Annotated in this window: 21 protein-coding genes and 1 tRNA gene; 15 read left to right on the top strand and 7 right to left on the bottom strand. The window is 68.6% G+C overall.

What is annotated here, in order from left to right:
- The first annotated feature begins 153 nt into the window (after positions 1 to 153).
- The 5 genes from dnaN to QO015_RS11210 all read left to right on the top strand — a co-directional run bounded on the left by dnaN (position 154) and on the right by QO015_RS11210 (position 5,398).
- Positions 154 to 1,281, top strand: a complete 1,128-nt coding sequence (gene dnaN / locus QO015_RS11230) for a DNA polymerase III subunit beta (protein WP_266279382.1) — start codon at positions 154 to 156, stop codon at positions 1,279 to 1,281.
- The gene (recF, locus tag QO015_RS11225; protein WP_266279384.1) at positions 1,278 to 2,429 is read left to right on the top strand and encodes a DNA replication/repair protein RecF; all 1,152 of its coding nucleotides are present in this window, start codon (positions 1,278 to 1,280) and stop codon (positions 2,427 to 2,429) included. The genes dnaN and recF overlap by 4 nt, the downstream gene beginning before the upstream one ends.
- Before the next feature lie 14 nt (positions 2,430 to 2,443).
- Entirely contained in the window at positions 2,444 to 3,067 is a 624-nt protein-coding gene (locus tag QO015_RS11220) for a LysE family translocator (RefSeq protein ID WP_266279385.1), read from the top strand.
- An 88-nt stretch (positions 3,068 to 3,155) separates the two neighbouring features.
- A complete protein-coding gene (gene recQ / locus QO015_RS11215; protein WP_370877413.1) occupies positions 3,156 to 4,967 on the top strand; it encodes a DNA helicase RecQ in 1,812 nt (603 codons plus the stop codon).
- Positions 4,967 to 5,398 (top strand): hypothetical protein, encoded by a 432-nt coding sequence (locus QO015_RS11210; protein ID WP_266279387.1) that lies wholly within the window; start codon positions 4,967 to 4,969, stop codon positions 5,396 to 5,398. Before recQ ends, QO015_RS11210 begins: the two co-directional genes overlap by 1 nt.
- On the opposite strand, the gene QO015_RS11205 is transcribed toward QO015_RS11210, so the two are convergent.
- Positions 5,376 to 6,017 carry a LysE family translocator gene (locus tag QO015_RS11205; protein ID WP_266279388.1) on the bottom strand — a complete coding sequence of 214 codons (642 nt, stop codon included), beginning with the start codon at positions 6,015 to 6,017 and terminating at the stop codon, positions 5,376 to 5,378. The two genes, QO015_RS11210 and QO015_RS11205, sit on opposite strands and share 23 nt — an antisense overlap.
- Before the next feature lie 117 nt (positions 6,018 to 6,134).
- Between QO015_RS11205 and QO015_RS11200 the strand changes: the two genes are divergently transcribed.
- From QO015_RS11200 to QO015_RS11190, 3 genes are all read left to right on the top strand, one after another.
- Positions 6,135 to 7,238 (top strand): AbrB family transcriptional regulator, encoded by a 1,104-nt coding sequence (locus tag QO015_RS11200; protein WP_266279389.1) that lies wholly within the window; start codon positions 6,135 to 6,137, stop codon positions 7,236 to 7,238.
- Positions 7,239 to 7,365: 127 nt separating this feature from the next.
- Complete coding sequence (locus tag QO015_RS11195; RefSeq protein ID WP_266279390.1) at positions 7,366 to 8,214, top strand: sugar phosphate isomerase/epimerase family protein; 849 nt, start codon at positions 7,366 to 7,368, stop codon at positions 8,212 to 8,214.
- Positions 8,215 to 8,329: 115 nt separating this feature from the next.
- Positions 8,330 to 8,406: transfer RNA gene (locus tag QO015_RS11190), tRNA-Arg, on the top strand.
- Between the two features lie 85 nt (positions 8,407 to 8,491).
- On the opposite strand, the gene QO015_RS11185 is transcribed toward QO015_RS11190, so the two are convergent.
- The 3 genes from QO015_RS11185 to QO015_RS11175 all read right to left on the bottom strand — a co-directional run bounded on the left by QO015_RS11185 (position 8,492) and on the right by QO015_RS11175 (position 11,700).
- Positions 8,492 to 9,394 carry a carbohydrate ABC transporter permease gene (locus QO015_RS11185; RefSeq protein ID WP_266279392.1) on the bottom strand — a complete coding sequence of 301 codons (903 nt, stop codon included), beginning with the start codon at positions 9,392 to 9,394 and terminating at the stop codon, positions 8,492 to 8,494.
- Positions 9,394 to 10,314 carry a carbohydrate ABC transporter permease gene (locus tag QO015_RS11180; RefSeq protein ID WP_266279394.1) on the bottom strand — a complete coding sequence of 307 codons (921 nt, stop codon included), beginning with the start codon at positions 10,312 to 10,314 and terminating at the stop codon, positions 9,394 to 9,396. The genes QO015_RS11185 and QO015_RS11180 overlap by 1 nt, the downstream gene beginning before the upstream one ends.
- A 102-nt stretch (positions 10,315 to 10,416) precedes the next feature.
- A complete protein-coding gene (locus QO015_RS11175; RefSeq protein WP_266279395.1) occupies positions 10,417 to 11,700 on the bottom strand; it encodes an ABC transporter substrate-binding protein in 1,284 nt (427 codons plus the stop codon).
- Between the two features lie 297 nt (positions 11,701 to 11,997).
- Here QO015_RS11175 and QO015_RS11170 point away from each other — a divergent pair, with 297 nt between their 5' ends.
- From QO015_RS11170 to QO015_RS11140, 7 genes are read left to right on the top strand one after another with little or no spacing between them, the layout of a single operon-like run.
- Positions 11,998 to 13,212 carry an ROK family transcriptional regulator gene (locus QO015_RS11170; RefSeq protein ID WP_266279397.1) on the top strand — a complete coding sequence of 405 codons (1,215 nt, stop codon included), beginning with the start codon at positions 11,998 to 12,000 and terminating at the stop codon, positions 13,210 to 13,212.
- Complete coding sequence (locus tag QO015_RS11165) at positions 13,209 to 14,474, top strand: M20 family metallopeptidase (protein ID WP_266279399.1); 1,266 nt, start codon at positions 13,209 to 13,211, stop codon at positions 14,472 to 14,474. The genes QO015_RS11170 and QO015_RS11165 overlap by 4 nt, the downstream gene beginning before the upstream one ends.
- 36 nt (positions 14,475 to 14,510) lie before the next feature.
- Positions 14,511 to 15,587, top strand: coding sequence for a substrate-binding domain-containing protein (locus QO015_RS11160; RefSeq protein WP_266279400.1), 1,077 nt, complete (start codon positions 14,511 to 14,513; stop codon positions 15,585 to 15,587).
- 60 nt (positions 15,588 to 15,647) lie between these two features.
- Positions 15,648 to 16,709: a substrate-binding domain-containing protein gene (locus tag QO015_RS11155; RefSeq protein ID WP_266279402.1), complete on the top strand. Its 1,062-nt coding sequence runs from the start codon at positions 15,648 to 15,650 to the stop codon at positions 16,707 to 16,709.
- Positions 16,709 to 17,662 carry an ABC transporter permease gene (locus QO015_RS11150; RefSeq protein WP_266279404.1) on the top strand — a complete coding sequence of 318 codons (954 nt, stop codon included), beginning with the start codon at positions 16,709 to 16,711 and terminating at the stop codon, positions 17,660 to 17,662. Before QO015_RS11155 ends, QO015_RS11150 begins: the two co-directional genes overlap by 1 nt.
- A 22-nt stretch (positions 17,663 to 17,684) precedes the next feature.
- A complete protein-coding gene (locus QO015_RS11145) occupies positions 17,685 to 18,875 on the top strand; it encodes an alanine racemase (RefSeq protein WP_266279406.1) in 1,191 nt (396 codons plus the stop codon).
- Positions 18,876 to 18,885: 10 nt separating this feature from the next.
- A complete protein-coding gene (locus tag QO015_RS11140) occupies positions 18,886 to 19,629 on the top strand; it encodes an ATP-binding cassette domain-containing protein (RefSeq protein WP_266279407.1) in 744 nt (247 codons plus the stop codon).
- Positions 19,630 to 19,642: 13 nt separating this feature from the next.
- Here the strand turns inward: QO015_RS11140 and QO015_RS11135 are convergent, their stop codons facing one another.
- The 3 genes from QO015_RS11135 to QO015_RS11125 are packed head-to-tail and all read right to left on the bottom strand — an operon-like array spanning position 19,643 to position 24,535.
- Complete coding sequence (locus QO015_RS11135) at positions 19,643 to 20,800, bottom strand: ABC transporter permease (RefSeq protein ID WP_266279408.1); 1,158 nt, start codon at positions 20,798 to 20,800, stop codon at positions 19,643 to 19,645.
- A gap of 1 nt (position 20,801) precedes the next feature.
- The gene (gene rbbA, locus QO015_RS11130; protein ID WP_266279409.1) at positions 20,802 to 23,540 is read right to left on the bottom strand and encodes a ribosome-associated ATPase/putative transporter RbbA; all 2,739 of its coding nucleotides are present in this window, start codon (positions 23,538 to 23,540) and stop codon (positions 20,802 to 20,804) included.
- Positions 23,537 to 24,535, bottom strand: a complete 999-nt coding sequence (locus QO015_RS11125; RefSeq protein ID WP_370877459.1) for an HlyD family secretion protein — start codon at positions 24,533 to 24,535, stop codon at positions 23,537 to 23,539. The genes rbbA and QO015_RS11125 overlap by 4 nt, the downstream gene beginning before the upstream one ends.
- Between the last annotated feature and the right edge of the window lie 40 nt (positions 24,536 to 24,575).

Below are 24,575 nucleotides of genomic sequence, written 5' to 3'. Positions count from 1 at the left end.
CCGCCTCCGAGCGCCGTCCTCCGCGACGGCGCTCTTGCGTTTGGGGCCGGAACCCGCCACCTTCCTTCGTCCGGAGAGGAGGCCGCGAGCCGCCTCGATCACGCGCCGCGCAATCGATCTGCGCGGCCCATCTGCCAGGACTCCTGCGTTCCCATGAGAGCGATCCTCGAGCGTTCCAATCTCCTCAAGTCCCTCAACCACGTTCATCGCGTCGTCGAGCGGCGGAACACGATCCCGATCCTCTCCAATGTCCTGCTGCGGGCGAGCGGCGATACACTGACGCTGAAGGCGACCGACCTCGATCTCGAGGTGCTGGAGACGGTGCCGGCCGAGATCGGCCGCGCCGGCGGCACGACGGTCCCCGCCCACATGCTCTACGACATCGTGCGCAAGCTGCCCGACGGGTCCGAGGTGCAGCTTGAGACGGCGCCGGACGGGCAGACGCTGCTGGTGCGCTCGGGCCGGTCGAGCTTTGCGCTGCAGATGCTCCCGGAAAGCGACTTTCCCGATCTGACGACGGGCGAGTTCCCCGTCCGCTTCCAGATCGCGGCCCCTGTCTTCAAGAGCCTGATCGACCGGACGCAGTTCGCGATCTCCACCGAGGAGACGCGCTACTATCTGAACGGCATCTATCTGCACACGCCGACGATCGAGGGCCGCACGCTGCTGCGCGCAGTCGCGACCGACGGCCACCGCCTCGCCCGCGCGCAGACCGCGGTGCCGGCCGGCGCCGACGGCATGCCGGGCATCATCATTCCCCGCAAGACGGTCGGCGAGATCCAGAAGCTGCTCGACGGCGCCGACGCGGCCTCGACGGCCGATATCGAGATCTCGGACACCAAGATCCGCGTGACCTTCGGCTCGGTCGTGCTGACGTCGAAGCTCATCGACGGAACCTTCCCCGACTATGCGCGCGTGATTCCGCAGAACAACGACAAGGCGCTGAAGGTCGACCGGGCCACCTTCTCCAACGCCGTCGACCGCGTCTCGACCATCGCCAGCGAGCGTGGCCGCGCCGTGAAGCTCTCGCTCGGCGAGGACGGCCGCCTGTCGCTCACGGTCAACAATCCGGATTCCGGATCGGCGACCGAGGAGATCGATGTCGACTACCAGCAGGCTCCGCTCGATATCGGCTTCAATTCCCGCTACCTGCTCGACATCGCCGGCCAGCTCAAGACCGCGACGGCGCTGTTCCGCTTCGCCGATCCCGGCTCGCCGACCCTGATCCAGGACGAGGGCGACGACGAGGCGCTCTATGTCCTGATGCCGATGCGCGTGTGAACGCTCGCGACGGCAGGGCGCCGCGCGTCGCGCGGGTCATCCTCTCCGATTTCCGCTCCTATCCCGCGCTTGATCTCGCCTTGTCCGGCCGCCTCGTCGCCCTGACCGGCGAGAACGGGGCCGGCAAGACCAATCTCATCGAGGCAGTCTCGCTGTTCACGGCCGGCCGCGGCTTGCGCCGCGCCGACCTTGCCGAGATGCAGCGGGCGGGCGGGGCCGGCGGCTTCGCGGTCTCGGTCGCCGTCCAGGGCGCCGAGGACGAGGTTCGGCTCGGGACGGGCATCGAGCGACTCCCCGACGGCGGTCTTTCGCCGCGCCGGAACCGCATCGACGGCGTCGCCGTCTCCTCGCCGGCCGCCTTTGCCGATCATTTGCGCGTCGTCTGGCTGACGCCGGCGCTCGACGCGCTCTTCACCGGTGCGGCCGGCGACCGGCGCCGCTTTCTCGACCGGCTCGTGCTCGCGCTCGATGCCCGCCACGGAGCCCGCGTCTCCGCCTATGAGCGGGCGCTCCGGTCGCGCAACCGCCTGCTCGAGGATCCGCGCCCCGACCGCGCCTGGCTGGAAGGCATCGAGGCCGAGGCGGCGAGCCTCGGTGCCGCCGTCGCCGCGGCGCGCATGCGCATGGCAGGGCCGCTCGCCGATCTCGCGGCCGGCGGCCGCGACGATGCCGCCGCCTTCCCCTGGGCCGACCTCGCCATCGAGGGCGAGATCGAGGCCATCGCCGCAGCTGACGAGGCTGCGGCTGCGGAAAGGATGAAGCAGCTTCTGCGCGACGGGCGGCCGCGCGACGCCGCGGCGGGGCGGGCGCTCGCCGGACCGCATACCAGCGACGTCAAGGTCCGCCACGGGCCGAAGGATGTCGCAGCCGACCGCGCCTCGACGGGCGAGCAGAAGGCGCTGCTGGTCGGCATCGTGCTGGCCCATGCCCGGCTGGTCGCCTCGGTGAGCGGCCTCGCGCCGCTGGTTCTGCTCGACGAGGTCGCCGCCCATCTCGACCGGCGCCGACGGGCGGCGCTCTATGCCGCGCTCGACGCACTGGGCAGCCAGGTGTTCATGACGGGCGCCGACCCGGCGCTGTTCGGCGAACTGCCCGGCGGGGCCGAGATTTTCTCCGTCGCCTCGGGTAAGGTGGCGCCGCTCGGCTGAGGGAGGAGAGCCACATGTCGGGACTGTCGTTCTCGGGTATCGCGATCTTCGCGCTGGCCCTCGCCGTCGCCGCCTTCGCCCCGGGTCCCGGCATCGCCGCGATCGTCGGCCGCGTGCTCGGCCGTGGCCGCGACGGCGCGGTCGCCTTCGTCTCCGGCATGGCGGTCGGCGACGTCGTCTGGCTGTCGCTGGCGGTGCTCGGCCTCGCCGTGCTCGCCGAGACCTTCCACGAGGTCTTCACGCTGGTGAAATATGCCGGCGCCGCCTATCTCCTCTATCTCGCGGTCAAGATGTGGACCGCGCCGGCCGCCGCCCGCACGCTGGAACCGGTCGCGACGCGCGAGAGCCGCTCGAAGCTGTTCCTCGCCGGCCTCGCCGTCACCATGGGCAATCCGAAGACCATGGTGTTCTACCTCGCCCTGCTGCCCAATCTCGTCGATCTCGGCCATGTCGACATGCTCGCCTATGCCGAACTGTCGCTGGTGACACTCTGCGTGCTCGCGGTGGTGTTCGGCTTCTACATCGTGCTGGCGCTGCGCGCCCGCGCCCTCATCACCAGCCCGCGCGCCGTCCGCCTCGTCAATCGCGGCAGCGGCGTCATCATGGCCGGTGCCGCCGTCGCGATCGCGGCGCGCTGACATCCGGCCGGACGGCGCGGCGATGCGCCTCGATTCAAACCGGCCGCGCGATGCATTAGCATCGCGCTAACGAATCACCCCGTCTGGAATGCCAATGCCGCTTCAGCGCGCCCGCGAAGCGCTCCGCACCGTTTTCGGTTATCACGACTTCCGCCCCGGCCAGGAAGAGGTCATCGGCGCCGTTCTCGGCGGCGAGGATGTGCTCGCCGTGATGCCGACCGGCTCCGGCAAGTCGATGTGCTACCAGCTGCCGGCCGTGGTGGATGGTGGGCTGACGGTCGTCGTCTCGCCGCTGATCGCGCTGATGCGCGACCAGGTGCAGCAGATGGCGCATGTCGGCGTGAAGGCGGCGACGCTCAATTCCGGCAATGGCGACGAGGCCAATCGCGAAACGCTGGCGCGGCTGCGTGCCGGCGAGCTGTCGCTGCTCTTCGTCTCGCCCGAGCGGCTCTCCTCCGATGGCCTGCTGGCACTGCTCGCCGCCTCGAAGGTGCAGCGCCTCGCCATCGACGAGGCGCATTGCGTCTCGCAATGGGGACACGACTTCCGCCCCGAATACCGCCAGCTCGCACAGGTGCGCACCGCCCTCGGCGAGACGCAGGTGGTGGCGCTGACGGCGACGGCCGATGCGGCGACGCGCGAGGATATCGTGCGGCAGCTCTTCCAGCGGCCGCCACATGTCGTCGTCCATTCCTTCGACCGTCCCAACATCCGCCTCGCCTTCGAGGCCAAGGACAAGCCGCGCAACCAGATCGCCGATTTCCTGCGCCGCCACGAGCGGGCGAGCGGCATCATCTATGCCTCCTCGCGCGACAAGACCGAGAAGCTCGCGGACTGGCTCTCCGCCTCGGGCCGCAAGGCCGTCGCCTACCATGCCGGCATGGATGCGAGCGTCCGCGCCCGCAACCAGGACATCTTCCTGCAGGAGGACAATGTCGTCGTCGCCGCGACGATCGCCTTCGGCATGGGCATCAACAAGCCGGATGTCCGCTTCGTCGTCCATGCCGACCTGCCCTCCGGCGTCGAGGCCTATTACCAGGAGATCGGTCGCGCCGGCCGCGACGGCCTGCCGGCCGACACGATGACGCTCTACGGCATCGAGGACATGGCGTTCCGTCGCCGCCAGATCGACGAGAAGGGCGTTTCCGAGGCGCAGCGGCGGCTGGAACATCGCCGGCTCTCGGCCATGATCGACCTCGCCGAGGCGGCGACCTGCCGCCGGCAGGCCCTGCTCGCCTATTTCGGCGAGGCGAGCGGGCCCTGCGGCTCCTGCGATCTCTGCCAGGGCGGCGCCAGCCTCGTCGATGCGACGCGGGACGCGCAGATGGTGCTCTCGGCCGTCGCGCGCACGGGGCAGCGCTATGGCGCGGGCCATCTCGTCGACGTGCTGCGCGGCGCCGCGACCGATACCGTGAAGCGGCAGGGCCATGACGCGATCAAGACCTTCGGCGTCGGCGCGGCGCGGAGCGCCCATGCCTGGCGCACCATCATCCGACAGCTCTTCGCGGCCGGCGCCCTCGCCGAGGCCAGCGAGGAGCATGGCGGCTTCCGCCTCACCGACAAGGGCGAGTCGATCCTGTTCGGCCGCGAGACGATCGCGCTGCGCATGGTGCGGGACGAGCCGGCGAAAACGAGCCGCCGGGCCGATCGCGAGCGCCGCGCCGACGGACTCGAAGGCGAGGCGGCCAGCCTGTTCGAGGCGCTCAGGACTCTGCGCCGCGACATCGCGCGCGACGAGGGCGTGCCGGCCTATATGGTCTTCCCGGACCGGACGCTGATCGAGATGGCGGAGCTGCGCCCCGCGACCCGCGAGGCGATGCGCGAGGTGCAGGGGGTCGGCGAGCGCAAGCTCTCGCTCTATGGCGACGCGTTCCTCGAGGCGATCGAGGCGCATTCCTGATGCGCGCCTTCCTGCGCATCATCCTCGTCATCCCGCTCGGGCTGATCGCCGCGATCCTCGCGGCGACCGCGGTCTATCTCGCCGCCTTCGGCTTTCCCGCCGCCGACTTCGCCGCAACGCCGGAAGGCCTGCCGCCGCCCGTCCTGCAGCCGGCGCTCGTGCTCACCGCCGTCATCGCGCGGACGGCGCTGCTGCCCTTCCTCGTCGCGATCGCCGCGAGCGAGATCTTCGCCTTCCGCTCGCTGCTCGGCTGGCTGCTGTTCGGGGGATTGCTCGGCTTCGGCCTGCAGCTGCTCGGCTTCCCGCCGGAGCTCGCGGCGCCGTCGAGCTTCCTGCCTCCGACCGCCGGCGGCATCGCCGGCGCCTTCGCCTACTGGCTGGTGGCCGGGCGCGGCGCCGGGCTGTCGCTCACTTCGCCTGAGCGAGAATGAGGCGGACCGCGAAGGCGCCCATCACGCCTGCGAACAGGTAGTCGACGGCGCGCGTCGCCTTCGGCGAACGCTTCAGGAATGTCGCGATCGACCCGGCCGACCAGATCAGCGCGAGGCTGATCGGCGTCGCCACCACGACGAAAAGGACGCCCAGGAACAGCAGCTTGCCGCTGGCATGCGGGTCGCCCGGCGAGACGAACTGCGGCAGGAAGGTCACGAAGAACACGATGATCTTCGGATTGAGCAGGTTGATCGCCAGCCCCTTCAGATAGACCTTGCCGATGGGATCGGCCGCGCCCTTGCCGCCGACCGAGAGCGCCGAACCGTGGCGGATCGCCTGGTAGGCAAGATAGACAAGGTAGAGGGAGCCGACGACCTTCAGGATCGTGAAAGCCGTCGCCGAGGCCGCCAGCAGCGCGGACAGGCCGACCGCCACCAGCACGGTGTGGATGATCAGCCCCGTCGACGCACCGAAAAAGGCAGCCATGCCGGCGGTGCGTGACTGGCCGATCGCCTTGCCGAGAAAGAGCGTCATGTCGGGGCCGGGCGTCAGCGTCAGGGCGACCACCGCGACGAGATAGGCGACGAGGACGGCGGTCTGCGGCACGAAGGCAAGCATGGAAAGGCTTCCGGTTGGCGGGGCGACTATAGCATGGCGCCGCGAAAAAACCGTCGCCGGGTCGTGGAGACATCGCGCCGGTCGTTTATCATAAGGTTCCGTTAGCGACCGAGCCCGATGCCCATATCCCCGCCCGTCCCGTTCCTCGCCGGCCTGCCGCGGCCGTTGCAATGGAGCGCCCTTCTGGTCCTCTCGGTCCTTCTCTGTGCCGGGCTGTTCGTGGCCGGCCTGCCGGCGGCGCTGCTCATCGGTCCGATGATCGCGGCGATCGCGGCCGGGCTCGCCGGCGCGACGATCCGCGTGCCCGATCCCCTGTCGCTGCTGGCGCAGGCGATCGTCTCGATGCTCGTCGCCTCGGTGATGACGCCCGAGACCGTGGTCGCCTTCCTCGCCGAATGGCCGCTCTTCCTCGCCGTGGTGCTCGCGACCATCGCCGCCTCCAGCGCGCTCGGCTGGCTGATGAGCCACCGCCGCGTGTTGCCGGGAACGACCGCCGTCTGGGGCTCCTCGCCGGGTGCCGCCTCGGCCATGGTCCTGATGGCCGAGGCCTTCGGCGCCGACGCGCGGCTCGTCGCCATGATGCAGTATCTGCGCATGGTCATGGTCGCCGGCGCCGCCGCGCTGGTGGCGCGCATCTATCTCGATGTTGGCGCCGCCGAGCCGCCACCCATCGTCTGGTTTCCGTCCGTCGATCTGTTCCACTTCGCCGGCACGATCGCCGTCGCCGCCATCGGCACGCTGGTCGGGCGTGTGCTGCCGATCCCTTCCGGCACGCTGCTCGTCCCCATGATCGCCGGCGCCGTGCTGCAGGGCATGGGCCTGCTCGACATCGTCCTTCCCGAGTGGCTGCTCTCGATCGGCTACGCGCTGATCGGCTGGCGCATCGGCCTCGGCTTCACCCGCGCCGTGATCCGCCACGCGGCGCGGGTTCTGCCGCAGATCGCGCTGTCGATCCTGGTGCTGATGGCCTTCAGCGCCTCGCTGGCGGCGCTCCTGGTCGTTCTCGTCGGCGTCGATCCGCTCACGGCCTATCTCGCGACGAGCCCCGGCGGCATGGATTCGATCGCCGTCATCGCGGCGTCCTCGCCGGTCGACATGTCCTTCGTCATGGCGCTGCAGGCGGTCCGGTTCTTCATCATCGTCGTGACCGGGCCGCCGGTCGCCCATTTCGTGGCGCGCCGGCTGCATGCCCGTGCGCCGCCCGCCGACACGCCGCACTGACGCAGCGGCAAGAAATTGCGAAGAAGCGCGTCTCGCATGCAGTGTTCCCGCCCGCCAAACTCGTCTAGCCTCGCCGCAACGGCGGATTGGCGGACAGCGCCGCGCCGAAGATCAGGGAGGACGACCGATGCAGGGTTTCGGCATTCACACCAGCCTCTGGGCGCATAGCTGGACGCGCGAGGCGGCCGAACTCGCCATTCCGGAGGCGGCCGAGCGCGGCCTCGCCTTCGTCGAGATCGCTCTGCTCGAGCCCGGCAAGGTCGATACGGCGCATACGCGCGCCCTGCTCGAGAAGCACGGCATCGGCGCGGTCTGCTCGCTCGGCCTGCCCGACGACGCGCGCCCGACCAACAATCCCGAGCGAGCCTTCGACTTCCTGAAGCTCGCGCTCGACAAGACGGCCGAGATCGGCGCGACCGCGCTTTCCGGCGTCATCTATGGCTCGATCGGCGAGCGCACCGGCAAGCCGCCGACCGAGGCGGAGTATGACATCGTCGCGCGCACCATGCAGAAGGTCGCCGCGCACGCCCGTACGCTCGGGCTGGAGCTCGGCATTGAGGCGGTCAACCGCTACGAGAACCACATGATCAACACGACCGAGCAGGCGGTCGGCCTCATCGAGCGCATCGGCGCGCCGAACGTCTTCCTACATCTCGACACCTATCACATGAATATCGAGGCGAAGGGCCAGGCCAACGCCATCCTCGCCGGCGCCGGCCATCTCAAATACATCCACCTCTCCGAGAGCGATCGCGGCGTGCCGGGCACGGGCACCATCGCCTGGGACGAGGTGTTCGCCGGGCTCGCCGGCATCGGCTTCAAGGGCGGCATGGCGATGGAGAGCTTCATCCACATGCCGCCGCAGCTCGCCTCGGCGCTCTCGGTCTGGCGCCCGGTCGCCGACAGCCGCGAGCAGCTGCTCGGCGAGGGCCTGCCCTTCCTCCGCAACAAGGCCCGCCAGTACAAGCTGATCTGAGCAGGTTCAGGGTGATCCGCCGCCGGACCGCGGCCCGGCGGCGTCGCCCTCCACAGGGCCCGCATTCACCATTGAAGCCCCCGGCCGCATCGTCTAAGAGAGGCGCTGCCGGCAAGCACCCGTAGCTCAGCTGGATAGAGCGCTGCCCTCCGAAGGCAGAGGCCAGGGGTTCGAATCCCTTCGGGTGCGCCAGTTCATTCCATCGACGAACATTGCCCTTCACGGGATCGGGACGGTTGTCCTCGTCCCGATGACCGTCGCGCGCCGCGGTACGGCGCTATTTGACGGCGCCGACGGTGACGCCGCGCATCAGCGTGCGCTGGAAGACCAGGAAGAAGATCACCGTCGGGACGATGCCGAGAAGCGCCGCCGCGGCGGTGGTGGTCGGGTCGCTGACATGCTGGCCGTGCAGCGTCCCCATCGCGACCGAGACGTTCTGGTTGTCGTTCGAGATGAGAAGGACGAGCGGCAGCAGGAACTCGTTCCACGTCCAGATGAAGAAGAACGTCCCGAGCACGGTCAGCGTCGGCCGCAGGACCGGGATGACGACATGCCACAGGACCTGGAGCCGGCTCGCGCCGTCGATCTCGGCGGCGTCGATGATCTCGCGCGGGAACTGGGTCAGCACGGCCGACAGCATGTAGGTGCCGAAGGCGCTCTGCAGCACCGTGAACACGATGATCACCGAGAGGCGCGTGTCATAGAGGCCGACCGACTTGGCGAGATAGTAGATCGGATAGACAAGCGATTCCTGCGGCACCATGATGCCGAGCATCAGCACGATGAGGATGAGGTTGCGGCCCTTCACCTTGCCGATGCCGAGCGCATAGGCGTTGAGCAGGCTGAGCGCGACGCCGAAGAAGGCGACGCAGCCGCTGATGAGGACGCTGTTCCAGAGCTTGCGGCCGAATTCGACACCCGTCCAGAAGGCGAACAGGGCCGAAAGATCGAAGCTCCTCGGCAGCGCGACCGGTCCGTTGGCGCCGTAATCGGTCGGCGTCTTGATCGCGTTGATGGCGGCGAGGAAGAACGGAAACAGCGTCAGGAGCGCCGCGACGACGAGCAGCGCCAGCACCCAATAGCGGCCGAAGCCCTCGCCATGCCGTCCGTCCGGCTCGTTCGAGGATCTCGCCCGCGCCCGCTTCGTCGGCTGGGCGGCGATGGTGGCGTCGGCGCTCATCAGTTCGCTCCCTCGGTCTGCTTCCTCTGAACCCTCAGGAAGACGAGGCCGAGCACGATCGTGATCAGCGTCTGGACGGTGGTGATCGCCGCGCCGTAGCCGACGCGGTTGGTCGTGAAGAAGTGGTAATAGGCGAAATAGGACGGCACCGTCGTTGCATTGTCTGGGCCGCCCGAGGTCAGCACATAGACGGGCGCGAAGACCTTCAGGGCGGCGATGGTGGTCGTCAGGCCGACGACGAAGATCTCCGGCTTCAGCATCGGAATGGTGATGTGGCGGAAGCGGGAGAGCCACGGCGCGCCGTCGAGTTCCGCCGCCTCATAGAGCGCCGGATCGACGCGGGCGAGGCCGGCCATGAAGACGACGAGGGCATAGCCGAGCTGCAGCCAGACCATCACGAACATCACCGCGAGCAGCGCCGTCGCGGGATCGCCGAGCCAGTTCTGCGACAGCGCATGGAGGCCGAGCCCGTCGAGGATCGTGTTCAGCACCCCGATGGGCGACAGGATCCAGCCCCAGAGCACGCCGGCAACGGCGACGGGCAGGATCTGCGGCAGATAGAAGGCCGCGCGCAGCCCGCTCGACGCCCGCGGCCCGAAGCGCGGGCCGATATAGTCGAACAGCACCGCACCCAGGAAGAGACCGAGCGCCGTGGGGATGAGCGCCATGGCGATGACACAGGCGACCGAATGCTCGAAGGCGGCCCAGAAGGTCTTGTCCTGGAAGAGCTTCAGGTAATTCTCGAGCCCGATGAATTTCGGGACGCCGATGCCCTTCCAGCGGGTGAAGCTCACCGCGATGTTCATGAGGAAGGGGATGAGGACGACGACGAAGAAGCCGATCGCGCCGGGCAGCAGATAGGGCAGGTAGCCGAGGTTGAGGCCTGCGCGGCCGGACGGACGGTCGACAGTCGAGGCCATGAACAGGGATCCCGGTTGGCGTTGGGGGCCGCGCCTTGCCGGCCGGCTTCGAAAGAGACGGTGCGGGCGGCGGAAATCCGCCGCCCGATCCTTGATGCGAGCCTAGTTCGCCTCGGCCTGGGCCTCGTTATAGGGGCCCGAGATCTGCTCGACGAACTCTTCCGGGGTGATCGTGCCGCCGATGAGCGCCTGCGTCTTCTGCAGCATGACCTCGTAGAAGCCGGGGGCCGGCCAGTCCGGATAGAAGCCGAGGCCGTTGCGATCCGCCAGGACCTTGAAGTTCTCGGTCATCATGAGGCCGACCGGGTCGGTCAGCGAGGCAGGATCGGCCGCGACGGGGACGCCGCCGGAATTGCCGAGCAGCGCCTGGTTGTCCTTCGACAGCGTGATGTCGATGAACTCATAGGCCCAGTCCTTGTGCTTCGCGGACTTCGGCACCACCCAGATATTGCCGGTCGAGCCGGACGAGATCGTGTTGCCGGGGAACAGGAACTGGCCCCATTCGAAGTCCTTGATCTTCGACTTGAAGCCGCCGCCGAACCAGGTGCCGCTGACCACCATCGGCGCCTTGCCGGTCTCGAACAGTGTCTCCATGTCGGTCGCCTTCAGGCCGGTGGCGTCCTTGGAGACATAGCCCTTCTTCACCCAGTCCTGCAGCGTCTGGGCGCCGTAGAGATAGGGCGCCGGATCGAGCGGGGCCTTGAGGCCCTGATAGGACTGCACCCATTCGGGCGTCGCCTTCGACAAAGCGAGTTCGGTCAGCAGGTGCTGGGCCGGATAGTCGTTGGCGGCGGTCGCGATCGGGGTGATGCCCTTGGCGACGAAGGCGTCCATCACCTTCTCGAACTCGGCGAGCGTCTTGGGAACCTCGAGGCCGAGATCCTTGAACATGTTCTTGTTGTAGTAGACGGCGACGAACTCGCCATAGTCCGGGATGCCCCAGATCGGGCCGGTGCCGAAGATGCCGCGATCGTCATAGCGGCTCAGCAGCAGTTCGGACGAGGTGAGCGTCTTGTCCCAGCCGCGCTCGGCCGCGACATCCGTCAGGTCGGTGAGGAGGCCCTGCGAGGCGGCGAGGCCGGCGATCGCGTTGCCCTTGTTGTATTCGAGGAGGTCCGGCGCCTCGCCCGAATTGAGGATCAGGCTGCCAGCCTTCTCGATCTGGTCCCAGCTCTTCTGCTCGAAGGCGATGGTGACGTCGGGATGCTTGGCCTTGAACTCCTCGATCGCCTTGTTCCAGGCGATGCCCATGGCGCTGTCCGGGGTTTCGTACCACCAGATCTTGAAGGTCTTGTCGCTGTCGTCCGCGCGCGCGACACCATGGCTCCCGGCGGCGAGCGCAAGCGAAAGCGCGAGCGCGGCCGTCAGCCTCTTCTTGGCAATCATCGTCGTCTCCTCCTCCATCAATCCGGCATGCCGGCTGCTTTGTCCTGACCGGCCTTTCCGTCGTCGCCGGGATGGCGGCGCCGCAGGGCGCCTTGGCGCGGGACGCCAGACTGTAGGCACGCCGCGCGCACGGCGTCCAGCAGGTGAGGTACGCAACTCACTGGCAAATCCGGCCCCGGTGGCCATGTCCGAAACCGCCCGTGGACCGCTCAGTGCTCGGCCCGTCCCGAAGAGCCCATTGACAGCTCTCTTCGCTGGTGCATTAATTCGTCAACTGGACGAACTAATGAGATCGAATTGATCACCGGGCGGTCGCTTCTCGTCAGACAATTCTCCCGTCGCGCGGTCGCCGAGGCGCTGCTGCATCTGGGGCCGATTTCGCGGGCCGAGCTCGCGAAGGAAACGGGCCTTTCCAAGCAGACCATGTCGGAGGTGATGGCCGCGCTCGAGAGCGAGGGCTGGGCGCGGCCCGCGGGGCGCACCAGCGGCGCCGTCGGCCGTTCGGCGCTCCGCTACGAAGTGGCTCGCGACGCCGCCTTCTCGCTCGGCGTCGATCTCGGCGGCACCAAGGTCATCGCGGCGCTCGCCGATCTCGCCGGCGACGTTGTGGCGGAGGAGACCGAGCCGACCGACCGCCGTGGCGGCCGCCATGTGCTCGACCAGATCCATGCGCTCGCCTTGAGGCTCGCCAAGGGTGCCGGCGTCGATCCGGCGCGCATCCGCAGCGTCGTGATCGGCTCGCCCGGCGTCGTCGATCCGCTGACCGGCGCCATCGGCCTCGTCCCCAATATCCGCGGCCTCTCCGATTGCGATGTTCCGGGCGTGCTCGGGTCGCTTTTCGGCCTCCCGGTCGCCATCGAGAACGACGTCAATCTCGCCATGCTCGGCGAGGCCTGGCAGGGGGCGGCGCGCGGCGTGGAAAATGCCGGCTTCCTGGCGCTCGGCACCGGCGCCGGTCTCGGCCTCATCGTCAACGGCAAACTGGCGCGCGGGGCCACGGGCGCGGCGGGCGAAGTCGCCTATCTGCCGGTCGGCCGCGAGACCGATACCGCGGCGGCTCGCGAGATCGGCACCTTCGAGCTCGAGGTCGGCGCCGCCGGCATCGTCCGCCGCTACCGCGAGGCTGGCGGCGCCCCCGAGGTCGAGACGGTGCGCGAGGTGTTCGCGCGGCTCGAGGGCGGCGACGCCACGGCGGTGGCGGTGATCGACGAGACGGCGCGCATCATCGCGCTCGCCGTGACGGCGCTCGGCGCGATCGTCGACCCCGAGATGATCGTCTTCGGCGGAAGCATCGGCATCCGCGAGGAGCTGATCGGCCGCGTACGCGCCGTGATGCCGACGGTATTCGAGCGGCCCATCCACATCACCGCCAGCCATCTCGGCGCCCGAGCCGGCCTCGTCGGCGCCGTGTCCTCGGCCGTCAGCCGGCTGCACAACGACATCTTCGGGATCCCGAACCTGCCGGGAGACCTCGCGCTTCCCGCCAGCCCGCTGCAGAAGGCCGCCGAATGACCCCGCCCGACCAGGACCTCGTGGCGCGCCTCCGCCGCGCGCTCGACCGCGACGCCGCCATCGCCCTGCTCGCCAGGGCGGTCGGGACGCCGTCCGTCACGGGCGAGGAGCGGGCGTTCGCCAGCCTGCTGGCGCGCGAGCTCGAGGCGATCGGTGCCGAGGCGGTGCGTCTCGACGATTTCGCGCCCGGACGGCCGAATGTCAGCGGCGTGCTCAAGGGCGAAGGCGGCGGGCCGACCGTGATGCTGATCGGCCATACCGATACGGTGCATGTCCGCGGCTGGGCGGAGCGCTGGGCGGGGACCGAGCGCGAGGACCCGTTCGGCGGCGCGATCGTCGATGGCGCCATGTGGGGCCGCGGCACGGGCGATCTCAAGGCCGGTATCTGCACGGCCATCGCGGCGGCGGCCCTTTTGAGGGCGGCCGGCGTCGCCCAGGCGCCCGACATCGCGTTCGCCTTCATCGGCGACGAGGAGAGCGGCGAGCCAGGCAGCGGCGTCAGCGCCGGCATGAAGGCGATGACCGCCGCCATCGAGGCTGGCAAAGCGGTGCGGCCCGATTTCGCGATCTATGTCGAGCCGACGCAGCTCGACATCTATGCCGCGCAGATGGGCTTCGTGATCGCCGACATCACGGTCACCGGGCGCTCGGCCTATTTCGGCGTGCCGGAGCAGGGCATCGACGCGCTGAAGGCCTCGCATGCGATCCTCGCCGCGCTCTTCGCCCATTCGGCGGCGCTGGAGGCGCGGGCGCCGCATCCGCTCGTCGGCAGCCCGTTCCTTCTGGTCACGACGCTGGAAGGCGGCGGCTATATCGCCGTGCCGGGCGAATGCCGCATCAGCCTGATCATGAAACTGCTGCCGGGCGATGATCTCGCCGAGGCGGTGGCGGCGATGGAGGCCGCGGTGCGTTCGGCACCCGTCGATCCGCGCATCGAGATCGCCTACGCCTATCCCGCCGGCCGCGACCATGAATTCGGCGGCACGCCGACCGAGACGCCGCCCGATCTCGACGCGGTCGCCCGGCTCGTGGCGGCCGTGAAGGCCGTCCGCCCGGATCGCGGCGCCATCAAGGGCGCGCCCTATTGGTCGGAAGCGCCCTTCCTCTCGACGCGGCTCGGCGTGCCGACCGTCTATTGCGCGCCCGGCGACATCCGCAACTGCCACACCACCGAGGAGCATGTCGAGATCGAGGAATATCTCGACGGCATCGTCGCATTCGCCGCCTTCCTCGCCGGTTTCGGCCGGGCGGGCGGCCGCTGAAGCAAACGGCCCGAAGGGCCAAAGAGGGAGCCTGCCATGACGACGAAGATGAGGATGAAGACCACCCTGGCCACGCTGGCGCTGTCGGCGCTGGTGGCCTCGACCGGGCTCGCGAGCGCCGGCGAGACCGTTGGACCGAACGGCGAGAAGGCGACGCCGTCCTCGGCGCTCACGCTCTCCGACGCCGAGATCGCGAAGCTCAAGGACGGCAAATACACGGCGGCGCTGCTCTGGCATACCTCGTCGGACTTCGTCACCGCCGTCACGGCCGGCGCCACCGACACGTTCAAGAAATACGGCATCGAGGTCGTCGCCGAGACGGATGCCGGCTTCGACAGCGCCAAGCAGCTCTCCGATGTCGAGACCGTGCTCGCCAAGAAGCCGAGCGTGATCCTCGCGCTGCCGCTCGATCCGGTCGGCTCCGCCGCCGCCTTCAAGCCGGCGGTCGAAGGCGGCGTGAAGCTTGTCTTCCTCTCCAATGTCCCGGCCGGCTACACGCAGGGCAAGGACTATGTCTCGATCGTCACCGACGATCTCTTCCAGATGGGCAAGCAGGCCGGCGACGCTCTGGCCACCGCGCTCGGCGACAAGGGCAAGGTCGCCTACATCTTCCACGACGCGCAGTATTACGTGACGAACCAGCGCGACCAGGCCTTCAAGGCGACCATCGAGAACGACCACAAGAGCATGGCGATCGTCGACAGCCAGGGCATCGCCGACCCGGCCCGCGCCGAGGAGATCGCCAACGCGCTGCTGACCAAGACGCCCGATCTCGACGGCATCTACGTCACCTGGGCCGAGCCGGCCGAAGGCGTCCTCGCCGCGCTGCGTCAGGCCGGCAACACCCGCACCAAGATCGTGACGCTCGACCTTTCGGAGCCGGTCGGCCTCGACATGGTGAAGGGCGGCAACGTCACCGCGCTCGTCGCCGACAAGGCCTACGAACTCGGCTCGGCCATGGCCACGGCCGCCGCCTATGGTCTGCTCGGCAAGGAGGCGCCGGCCTTCGTCGTCGCCCCGGCGATCACCGTCTCCAAGGACAATGTCGTCGATGGCTGGAAGGCCTCGCTCAACCGCGAGCCGCCGCAGTCGATCCTCGACGCGATCAAGTAAGTCCGGTCCGCGGCGGGCGGGCGAACCGGCCGCCGCTCCCTTCCTCGAGAGGATGAGATCATGACGCTGAAGCACCTGCTTGTCGCGGGAACGATGCTGGCCGGGCTCGCGCTCGCCGCTCCCGCCCTCGCCGACGACGTGACCAAGGGCCCGCATGGCGAGACGGCGACACCGGGCGAGAGCATCACGCTGACGCCCGAACAGATCGAGAAGGTGAAGGCCGGCAAGTTCACGGCCGGACTCGCCTGGCACACCACGTCTGACTGGTCGAACGCCGTTGACCAGGGCGCCAAGGACGATTTCGCCAAGCTCGGCATCGAGGTGGTCGCGACCACCGATGCCGGCTTCGACGCGGCGAAGCAGAAGAACGACATCGAGACGATCCTCGCCAAGAAGCCGAGCGTGATCATCTCGCTGCCGGTCGACCCCGAGACGGCCCCCGAGGTCTACAAGCCGGCGCTCGATGCGGGCGCCAAGCTCGTCTTCATCGACAACACGCCGAAGGGCTTCGAATACGGCAAGGACTACGTCACCATCTCCACCGCCGACCTCGTCCAGATGGGCGCCAAGGCCGGCGAGGCGCTGGGCACCGCGCTCGGCGGCAAGGGCACGGTCGGCTACATCTTCCATGACGCCGATTTCTACGTGACCAACCAGCGCGACCAGTCCTTCAAGAAGACGATCGAGACCAAATTCCCGGACATGAAGATCGTCGCCGAGCAGGGGCTCGCCGATCCCACCCGCGCGGAAGAGATCGCGCAGGCCTTCGTCACCAAGAATCCCGGCCTCGATGCGATCTACGTCACCTGGGCCGAGCCGGCCGAATTCGTGCTGGCGGCGCTCCGCAACGCCGGCAACACGCATACGAAGATCGTGACGCTCGACCTCTCCGAGCCGCTGGCGCTCGACATGGTCAAGGGCGGCAATGTCGTCGCCATCTCCGCCGACGAGGCCTATTCGATCGGCACGACGGCCGCCAATGCCGCCGCGCTCGGCCTCATCGGCGACAAGGTGCCGCCCTTCCTCGCCGCCGGCGCGATCGCCATCACCAAGGACAATGTCAAGGAAGGCTGGAACGCGTCGCTTCACCGCGATCCGCCGGCCTCGCTCGGGGTGAACTGATGTCTGCGAAGCCGTTGTCCCTCAAGGGCCTCGATCCGGCCCAGTATGTCGTCTATGTCGGATTCCTGCTGATCTTCGCCGCCTTCGCGGTGGTGCTCAGGGACGACGGCTTCCTGACCGCCAACAATCTCGTCAACATCGTCCAGCAGACGGCGCCGATCACGATCATGGCGATCGGCATGGTGTTCGTGCTGACCTCCGGCGAGATCGACCTCTCGATCGGCTCGGTGGTCGCCATCGCGGCGCTGGTCGCGGCGGTGGTGATGCGCACGATGCCCTGGCCGGTCGGCGTCGCCGCCGGCCTCGGCGCCGGCGCGCTGATTGGCCTCGTCAACGGCGCGCTCGTCGCCTATGTGCGCCTTCCGTCCTTCCTCGTGACGCTCGCCTCGATGGGCCTGCTCGCCGGGGTCGGCCGCTGGCTGACCAACCTGCAATCGGTGCCGGTCACCAACGACGTCTACACGTCGATCTTCGGCGCCGGCGCGCTGTTCGGCATCCCCTCGCTGATCCTCTGGACGGTGATCGGCGTGGCGGTCGGACATTTCGTCTATCGCGAGACGCCGTTCGGCGCCCATGTGCTGGCGACCGGCGACAATCCCCGCGCCGCCCGCGCCGCCGGCATCAATGTCGACCGCCTGCGGCTCGGCGTGCTGGTCCTTTCTTCCATGACCGCCGCGCTTGCCGGGCTCCTTTATGCCGGCCGGCTGCATGGCGCGCGCTACACGCTCGGCGAGACGGATCTTCTCACGGTCATCGCCGCCGTCATCGTCGGCGGCACGCGCCTCAATGGCGGCACCGGCACCGTCGTCGGCGCGCTGATCGGCTCGCTCATGATGGGCATGCTCAACAACGGGCTCATCCTGATGGGCCTCTCCGTCGCCGAGCAGATGATGGTGCGCGGCCTGATCATCCTCGCCGCCGTCGCGCTGACGCTGCGCGAAGCCCGGCGCTGACCGCCCTTTTCGGAGAGAGACCATGTTCCTCGACACGCTCCGCCGCCGCAATCCGCGCCTGATCGAGGCCGCGATCCGCCTGCACCAGACCGGCGCGCTGCCCGCCAACACCACCGTCATCGACCTCGACGCCGTGACCGCCAATGCCGGCGCCATCGCCAAAGCCGGCGACGCCGCCGGGCTGGAGGTGTTCGCGATGACCAAGCAGATGGGCCGCAACGGCGACTTCCTGCGCGCTGTGAAGACGGGCGGCATCGGCCGCGTCGTCGCCGTCGACATGGAATGCGCCAGAGCAGGCCATCGCGCCGGGCTCGGCCTCGGCCATGTCGGCCATCTCGTGCAGGTGCCGCGCGCCGAGGCCGATGCGGCCGCTGCGATGGCGCCGGATTACTGGACGGTGTTCAGCATGGAGAAGGCCGCCGAAGCGGGCGTAGCCATGGCGAAGGCCGGCCGCACCGCCAATCTGCTCGTGCGCATCCACGCCGAGGGCGACCGTTTCTATCGCGGCCATGAGGGCGGCTTCCCGGCGTCTGATATCGTGTCCGTTGCCGACGCGATCGACCGGTTGCCGGGTGCGCGCTTCGCCGGCATCACCACCTTCCCGGCGCTCCTCTTCGACAATGCGACGGGCAAGGTGAAGCCGACGCATAATCTCAAAACGCTCGGCCGGGCGCGCGAGGCGCTGGCCAAGGCGGGGCGGACGGCGATCGCCATCAATGCCCCCGGCACGACGTCGTCGATCGTCCTCGCCGCGCTCGCCGAGGCCGGCGCGACGCAGTGCGAACCCGGACATGGCCTCACCGGCACCACGCCGCTGCATGCGATCGAGGAACTTCCCGAGCTTCCGGCCGCGGTCTATCTCTCCGAGGTCTCGCATGTCCATGGCGACCGCGCCTATTGCTTCGGCGGCGGGCTCTATATCGACCCGGTCTTCCCGGACTATGACGTGAAGGCGGTGATCGGGCGCGAGCCGGATCTGGACCGTCTCGCCAGCGTCGAGATCCCGCCGCCGGCGGCGATCGACTATTACGGCATGATCGACGCCACCGGCCCGGTGAAGCCGGCGATCGGCGACAGCGTCGTGTTCGGCTTCCGCCAGCAGACCTTCGTCACCAGAGCCTATACGGCCGGCATTTCCGGCCTCGCCTCGGGCAAGCCGAAGGTCGAGACCATCCACGACGCCTTCGGCCGCCCGGCCGACTGGCCGCTCTGAGGAGACAGCGATGACCCCGCCCGTCCTCTCCCTCGACCGCGTGCACAAGTCCTTCGGCGGCATCACGGCCATCGAGGAATTCTCGCTCGATCTCGCCGCCGGCGAGGTCGTCGCCCTCGTCGGCGACAACGGCGCCGGCAAGTCGACGCTCGTGAAGATGATCGCCGGCGCGCACAAGCCCACGTCCGGCCGCATCCTGATCGATGGCGAGGAGGTCTCCTTCGCCGATGCCAGCCAGTCGCAGTCGAAGGGCATCCAGGTCGTCTACCAGGACCTCGCGCTCGCCGACAGTCAGAGCGTCTACATGAACCTCTTCCTCGGCCGCGAGCTGACGCGCGGGCCGTTCCGCCGGCTCGACCGCCCGCGCATGATCCGCGAGACGGAAAAGCTCGTGGAGGCGCTCGACGTGCGTATTCCCTCGGCCCGCTCGGTGATCCGCGATCTTTCCGGCGGTCAGCGGCAGGGCATCGCCATCGCCCGGGCGACGCATTGGGCGACGAAGCTCGTGCTGATGGACGAGCCGACGGCGGCGCTCGGCGTCGCCGAGACGGCGAAGGTCGAGAAGAACATCGAGAGCCTGCGCGCCCGCAATCTCGCGATCCTCATCATCAGCCACAGCCTCGACCAGGTGTTCCGCCTGTCGGACCGGATCTGCGTGCTGAGGCGCGGCAAGCAGATCGGCATCCGCGATACACGCTCGACCGACAAGAACGAGATCGTGTCGATGATCACCGGCCTCGCCGCCGCAGCCTGAGCGGGGCGGCCGGTCAGCCCGCCGCCAGCAGCGCCTTGCGGAAGCGGGCCAGCGCGATGCCGAAATAGGCCGCGCCGATCAGGACCAGCGCGGCGAGACGGGGCCAGATGATATCGAACCCGGCGCCGCGATAGAGGATCGCTTGCGACAGCGCCACGAAATGCGTCGAGGGCGAGATCTGCATCAGGACCTGCAGCCATGACGGCATGGATTCGAGCGGCGTCGTGCTGCCCGACAGCAGGTTCATCACGATGAGCACCGGCATCACGATCAGCCCGAATTGCGCCATGGACGTCGACGCCGTTGCGATGAGGATGCCGAGCGAGGTGACTGAGAAGAGATAGAGCGTCGCCGAGCCGAGGAAGAGCGGGATCGACCCCTGCACCGGCACGCCGAGCAGCCGCTCGACGACCGCCCACAGCGCGAAGGCCGCGGCGAGGATGATCACCGCACCATTCGCCCAGATCTTGGCGAGCATGATCTCGGCCGGCGTTACCGGCATCACCAGGAGATGCTCGATCGTGCCATGCTCGCGCTCGCGGATCAGCGCGGCGCCGGTCAGGATGACCGACAGCATGGTGATGTTGTTGATGACCTGCATCAGCGCCGTGAACCAGGCCGATTGCAGGTTGGGGTTGAAGCGCGCCCTGACGACGAGATTGATCGGCTGGCCGCCGCTCGTGCCGAGCGCGGCGACGGCCTCCTGCATCAGGATCGACTGCAGATAGGAGGCGCCGTTGCCGGCCTGCGACATGGCGGTGGCGTCGATATCGATCTGCAGCGAGGGCTTGCGGCCGGCGATCGCGTCCTGCTCGAATTTCGGCGGGATCTCGATGACGAAGACGTAGCGGCCCGAATCCATCGCCTCGTCGATCTCGCCGGCCGAGATCTGCTGCGGCGGCTTGAAATAGGGCGGCAGGATCGCGTCGACGAGCCGGCCGGACAGCGGCGACCGGTCCTCGTCGACGATCGCCACCGAGGCGTTTTCGACCTCCATCTTTGCGCCGGTCGCCACCGCATAGATCGCGAAGGTGAAGGAGTAGACGATGAGCAGCATCAGGACCGGATCGGCCTTGAGGCTGTAGAGCTCCTTGACGCCGAGGCGGAAGATGCGCGCGAGGCGCGAGCCCGCTCCGGTCATCGAGCGCGTGGAGTTGGAGCGCGTCGCCATCTCAGGCCCCCTGCTTGCGCAGCGCCACGACCGACGCGCCGATGAAGACGAGGCCGAAGGCGATGAGGATGAGGATGTTCGGCCAGAGCTCGGCGAGGCCGAGCCCCTTGGCGAAGACGCCGACGCTGACGGGCTGGTACCAGGCGGCCGGGAAGGCGAGGCCGATCAGCCGGCCGCTGCCTGAGAGCGACGAGACGGGCACCAGGAGGCCGGAGAAATTCACCGCCGGAATGATGGCGATGATCGCGGTCGCGAAGATCGCCGCGACCTGGCTCTTCACGAAGGACGAGACGAACAGGCCGAAACCGGTGGTCGCCAGCACATAGGCGAGCGTCGCCGCCGCGAGAGTCGCGAAGGAGCCCTTGACCGCGACGTCGAAGACGAAGCGCGCCAGCAGCACCATCATCAGGAAGTTCAGGAAGGCGATGACCACATAGGGCAGCTGCTTGCCGATCAGGAACTCGATCTTCGATACCGGCGTCGCCTGGAAATTGGTGATCGAGCCGGTCTCCTTCTCCTTCACGATGCCGAGCGCCGTCATGATCGCCGGGATCAGCACGAGGACGAGCACGATCACGCTCGGCACGATCGCATTCGTGCTCTTGAAGGCCTGGTTGTAGCGAAAGCGCGACTCGATCCCGATCGGATACGGCGAGGTCTCGCTGCCGGTGCGCCGTGCGATCGCGTCGGAGAGGTAGGACTGGGCGAGGCCGCTAACATAGCCGCGCATCGTCTCGGCCCGGAACGGCATCGCCCCGTCGACGAAGACGCCGACCTCCGGGGTCAGCTGCCGCTGCAGTTCGCGGCCGAAATCGGGCGGGATCTCGATGGCGAGCGCGATGTCGCCGCTCTTCAGCCGCTGGTCGATCTCGTCCGGCGCGGTGATCGGCGGCTGCTCGTCGAAATAGCGCGAGCCCTGGAAGCTCTCGAGCAGTTGCCGGCTCTCGGTGCTCTGATCCTGGTCGAAGGCGGCGAAGCGCAGATGCTCGACATCGAAGGAGATGCCGAAGCCGAAGGTGAGAAGGAGGAGCAGCGGCCCGAGAAAGGCGAAGACGAGCCGCGCCGGATCGCGCGCGATCTCGAGCGATTCCCGCCAGGCATAGGCGAAGAGGCGGCGGGCATCGAAACGGCGCGTCGGCCGCGCCGCGAAGACCGGCGCGACGGCAGCGTCCTCGTCCGCCTGTTCGCTGCCCATCCCTGCCTGTTCGAGCACGTCGATGAACACGTCCTCGAGCTTGTCCATGTCCCGTTCGGCCTTGAGCTCGGCCGGCGTTCCCACGGCGAGCACCTTGCCGGCATGCATCAGCGAGATGCGGTCGCAGCGCTCCGCCTCGTTCATGAAATGGGTGGAGAGGAAGATCGTCACGCCGTCCTTGCGCGAGAGCTCGAGCAGGATGCGCCAGAAGCCGTCGCGCGCCACCGGGTCGACGCCCGATGTCGGCTCGTCGAGGATGAGCACCTCCGGCCGATGCACGAGCGCGACCGCGAGCTGCAGGCGCTGGCGCATGCCGAGCGGCAAGCTGTCCGGCCGCTGGTCGGCGACGCCGCCAAGGTCGAAGCGATCGAGCATCTCGCCGACGCGGTTGCCGATCTCGGCCATGGGAAGCTGGAACAGCTCGGCATGCAGCGTCAGGTTCTGGCGGACCGTCAGTTCGCCATAGAGCGAGAAGGCCTGCGACATGAAGCCGACGCGGCGGCGCGTCTCCATGTCGTTCGCGTCGAGCTTCTGGCCGAACAGCTTCGCCTCGCCCTCGCTCGCCGGCAGCAGGCCGGTGAGCATGCGCATGGTCGTGCTCTTGCCGGAGCCGTTGGAGCCGAGAAAGCCGAAGATCTCGCCCTTGCCGATGCGGAAGCTGACATGATCGACGGCCGTAAAGGTGCCGAAGCGGCAGGTGAGGCCCTCGGCCTCGATCGCGGGCGGACCGTCCACGAGCGTGCGCGGCAGGGTCGGCAGCGGCTGGTCCTCCGCGCGGATATCCTCCGGAAGCAGGGCGACGAAGGCGCGCTCCAGCGTCGCCTCGCCCGTCCGCTGCCTGAGTTCGGCCGGGGCACCGCTGGCAATGATGCGGCCGTCATGCATGGCGGCCAGCCAGTCGAATCGCTCGGCCTCGTCCATATAGGCGGTGGCGACGATCACGCTCATGCCCGGCCGGCGCGCCCGCATTCGCGCGATCAGTTCCCAGAACTGGCGGCGCGAGAGCGGGTCGATGCCGGTGGTCGGCTCGTCGAGGATGAGAAGGTCGGGATCGTGGATCAGTGCCGCGCAGATGCCGAGCTTCTGCTTCATGCCGCCCGAGAGCTTGCCGGCCGGCCGGTCGCGGAACGGCGCGAGCCCCGTCGCGGCCAGCAATTCGTCGATGCGCGCGGCGCGCTCCGCCGGCCCCTGGCCGAACAGGCGGGCGAAGAAATCGAGATTCTCGGCGATCGACAGCGTCGGATAGAGATTGCGGCCGAGACCTTGCGGCATATAGGCGATGCGCGCGCCCGCCCGCCGCCGTTCGGAGGACCGCCGCATGTCGACGCCGAGCACCTCGACGCTGCCGGTCTGGATGCGCGTCGCGCCGGCGACGATGCCGAGCAGCGTTGACTTGCCGACGCCGTCCGGTCCGATCAGCCCGGCCATGATGCCGGCCGGCACGACGAGATCGATGTCGGCGAGGGCGACCGTCTTGCCGTAGCGATGGGCGACGCCGGCGAAGCGGATCGCAGGACCGCTCGGCTCTGGAACCTGACCGCTCATTGCGGCAGCTTGACCGCAAGCTCCGGCGGCCAGCTCAGCGCGGGATCGACTGCCAGATAGGCGACACCGCGCACGCCGGTCTTCACATAGTCCTCGTAATGCCGGAGAAGGTCCGGCGCGATGGAGAGCTTGACGCGAAACATGAGCTTCTCGCGTTCGTCGCTGGTCTCGACCGTCTTGGGCGTGAACTGGGCGCTGCCGGCGACGAAGGACACGGTCGCGGGGACGACATAGTCGGGCGCCGGATCGAGCACGATCCGCGCCGGGCCGCCGAGCTTCAACACCCCGGCGACCTTGGCCGGCACGAAGACCGTCATGTAGACGCTGCCGAGATCGAGCAGCGTCACGATCGGCGCGCCCGCGGCGACGACCTCGCCGGATTGCACGAGCTTGTATTCGACCCGCCCGCGCCGCGGCGCCTTGAGGACGGAATCGTCGATCTGCGACGAGATGCGGGCGACCTCGGCGCGCGCCACATCCGCCGCCGCCTTGGCGTCGTCGAGGCTCGCATTGGCCGCGTTGAGCGCCGCGGTGGCGACGTTCAGCGTCGATTGCTTGAGATCGAGCGTCTGCTGCGTGCCGAAGCCCTTGTCCTTCAATTGCGCGGCGCGGTCGAGTTCCTGCTTCGCGAGCGCGAGTTCGCTCTCGCGCTGCTGGATGGCCGCCTCGGCCGAGGCGATCGCCGTCTCGGCGCGCCGGACCTGGGCGTTGCCGCCCGCAAGCTGCGCTTCGAGCTCGGTGACGTCCAGCCGCGCGATCACCTGGCCGGCATCGACGGTCTCGCCTTCCTGCACGAGCACCTCGGCGACCCGGCCGGCGAACTTCGCGGAGACCAGAACCTGATCGGCCTCGATGCGGCCATTGGCGGCCGCGATGCCGTCCGGCAGACGCTTGCCGCCGAGCTTCTGCCAGAGGCCCTGCATCATGGAGGCGAAAGAGGACGAATCGGCCGCGAATGCCGGCCCTGCCAGCGGGACGCCGGCCATGCAGAGCATCGTCGCGATGAGAAGGTGCCTGATGGATCGCAAGGGGAAA

It is taken from the genome of Kaistia geumhonensis (assembly GCF_030815145.1).
Lineage (GTDB): Bacteria > Pseudomonadota > Alphaproteobacteria > Rhizobiales > Kaistiaceae > Kaistia > Kaistia geumhonensis.
The sequence above is the reverse complement of the archived record's forward strand: the minus strand, read 5'-3'. Positions and strand labels throughout refer to the sequence as shown.

Excerpts from the sequence above, each read along its gene's own strand:
- QO015_RS11125 (WP_370877459.1), bottom strand. The coding sequence starts at position 24,535 with ATGCTCTGCATGGCCGGCGTCCCGCTGGCAGGGCCGGCATTCGCGGCC.
- QO015_RS11135 (WP_266279408.1), bottom strand. The coding sequence starts at position 20,800 with ATGGCGACGCGCTCCAACTCCACGCGCTCGATGACCGGAGCGGGCTCG.
- QO015_RS11205 (WP_266279388.1), bottom strand. The coding sequence starts at position 6,017 with ATGCTTGCCTTCGTGCCGCAGACCGCCGTCCTCGTCGCCTATCTCGTC.
- QO015_RS11175 (WP_266279395.1), bottom strand. The coding sequence starts at position 11,700 with ATGATTGCCAAGAAGAGGCTGACGGCCGCGCTCGCGCTTTCGCTTGCG.
- rbbA (WP_266279409.1), bottom strand. The coding sequence starts at position 23,540 with ATGAGCGGTCAGGTTCCAGAGCCGAGCGGTCCTGCGATCCGCTTCGCC.
- QO015_RS11160 (WP_266279400.1), top strand. The coding sequence starts at position 14,511 with ATGACGACGAAGATGAGGATGAAGACCACCCTGGCCACGCTGGCGCTG.
- QO015_RS11195 (WP_266279390.1), top strand. The coding sequence starts at position 7,366 with ATGCAGGGTTTCGGCATTCACACCAGCCTCTGGGCGCATAGCTGGACG.
- recQ (WP_370877413.1), top strand. The coding sequence starts at position 3,156 with ATGCCAATGCCGCTTCAGCGCGCCCGCGAAGCGCTCCGCACCGTTTTC.
- dnaN (WP_266279382.1), top strand. The coding sequence starts at position 154 with ATGAGAGCGATCCTCGAGCGTTCCAATCTCCTCAAGTCCCTCAACCAC.
- QO015_RS11145 (WP_266279406.1), top strand. The coding sequence starts at position 17,685 with ATGTTCCTCGACACGCTCCGCCGCCGCAATCCGCGCCTGATCGAGGCC.
- QO015_RS11210 (WP_266279387.1), top strand. The coding sequence starts at position 4,967 with ATGCGCGCCTTCCTGCGCATCATCCTCGTCATCCCGCTCGGGCTGATC.
- QO015_RS11200 (WP_266279389.1), top strand. The coding sequence starts at position 6,135 with ATGCCCATATCCCCGCCCGTCCCGTTCCTCGCCGGCCTGCCGCGGCCG.
- QO015_RS11155 (WP_266279402.1), top strand. The coding sequence starts at position 15,648 with ATGACGCTGAAGCACCTGCTTGTCGCGGGAACGATGCTGGCCGGGCTC.
- QO015_RS11180 (WP_266279394.1), bottom strand. The coding sequence starts at position 10,314 with ATGGCCTCGACTGTCGACCGTCCGTCCGGCCGCGCAGGCCTCAACCTC.
- QO015_RS11140 (WP_266279407.1), top strand. The coding sequence starts at position 18,886 with ATGACCCCGCCCGTCCTCTCCCTCGACCGCGTGCACAAGTCCTTCGGC.
- QO015_RS11150 (WP_266279404.1), top strand. The coding sequence starts at position 16,709 with ATGTCTGCGAAGCCGTTGTCCCTCAAGGGCCTCGATCCGGCCCAGTAT.
- QO015_RS11220 (WP_266279385.1), top strand. The coding sequence starts at position 2,444 with ATGTCGGGACTGTCGTTCTCGGGTATCGCGATCTTCGCGCTGGCCCTC.
- QO015_RS11165 (WP_266279399.1), top strand. The coding sequence starts at position 13,209 with ATGACCCCGCCCGACCAGGACCTCGTGGCGCGCCTCCGCCGCGCGCTC.
- QO015_RS11185 (WP_266279392.1), bottom strand. The coding sequence starts at position 9,394 with ATGAGCGCCGACGCCACCATCGCCGCCCAGCCGACGAAGCGGGCGCGG.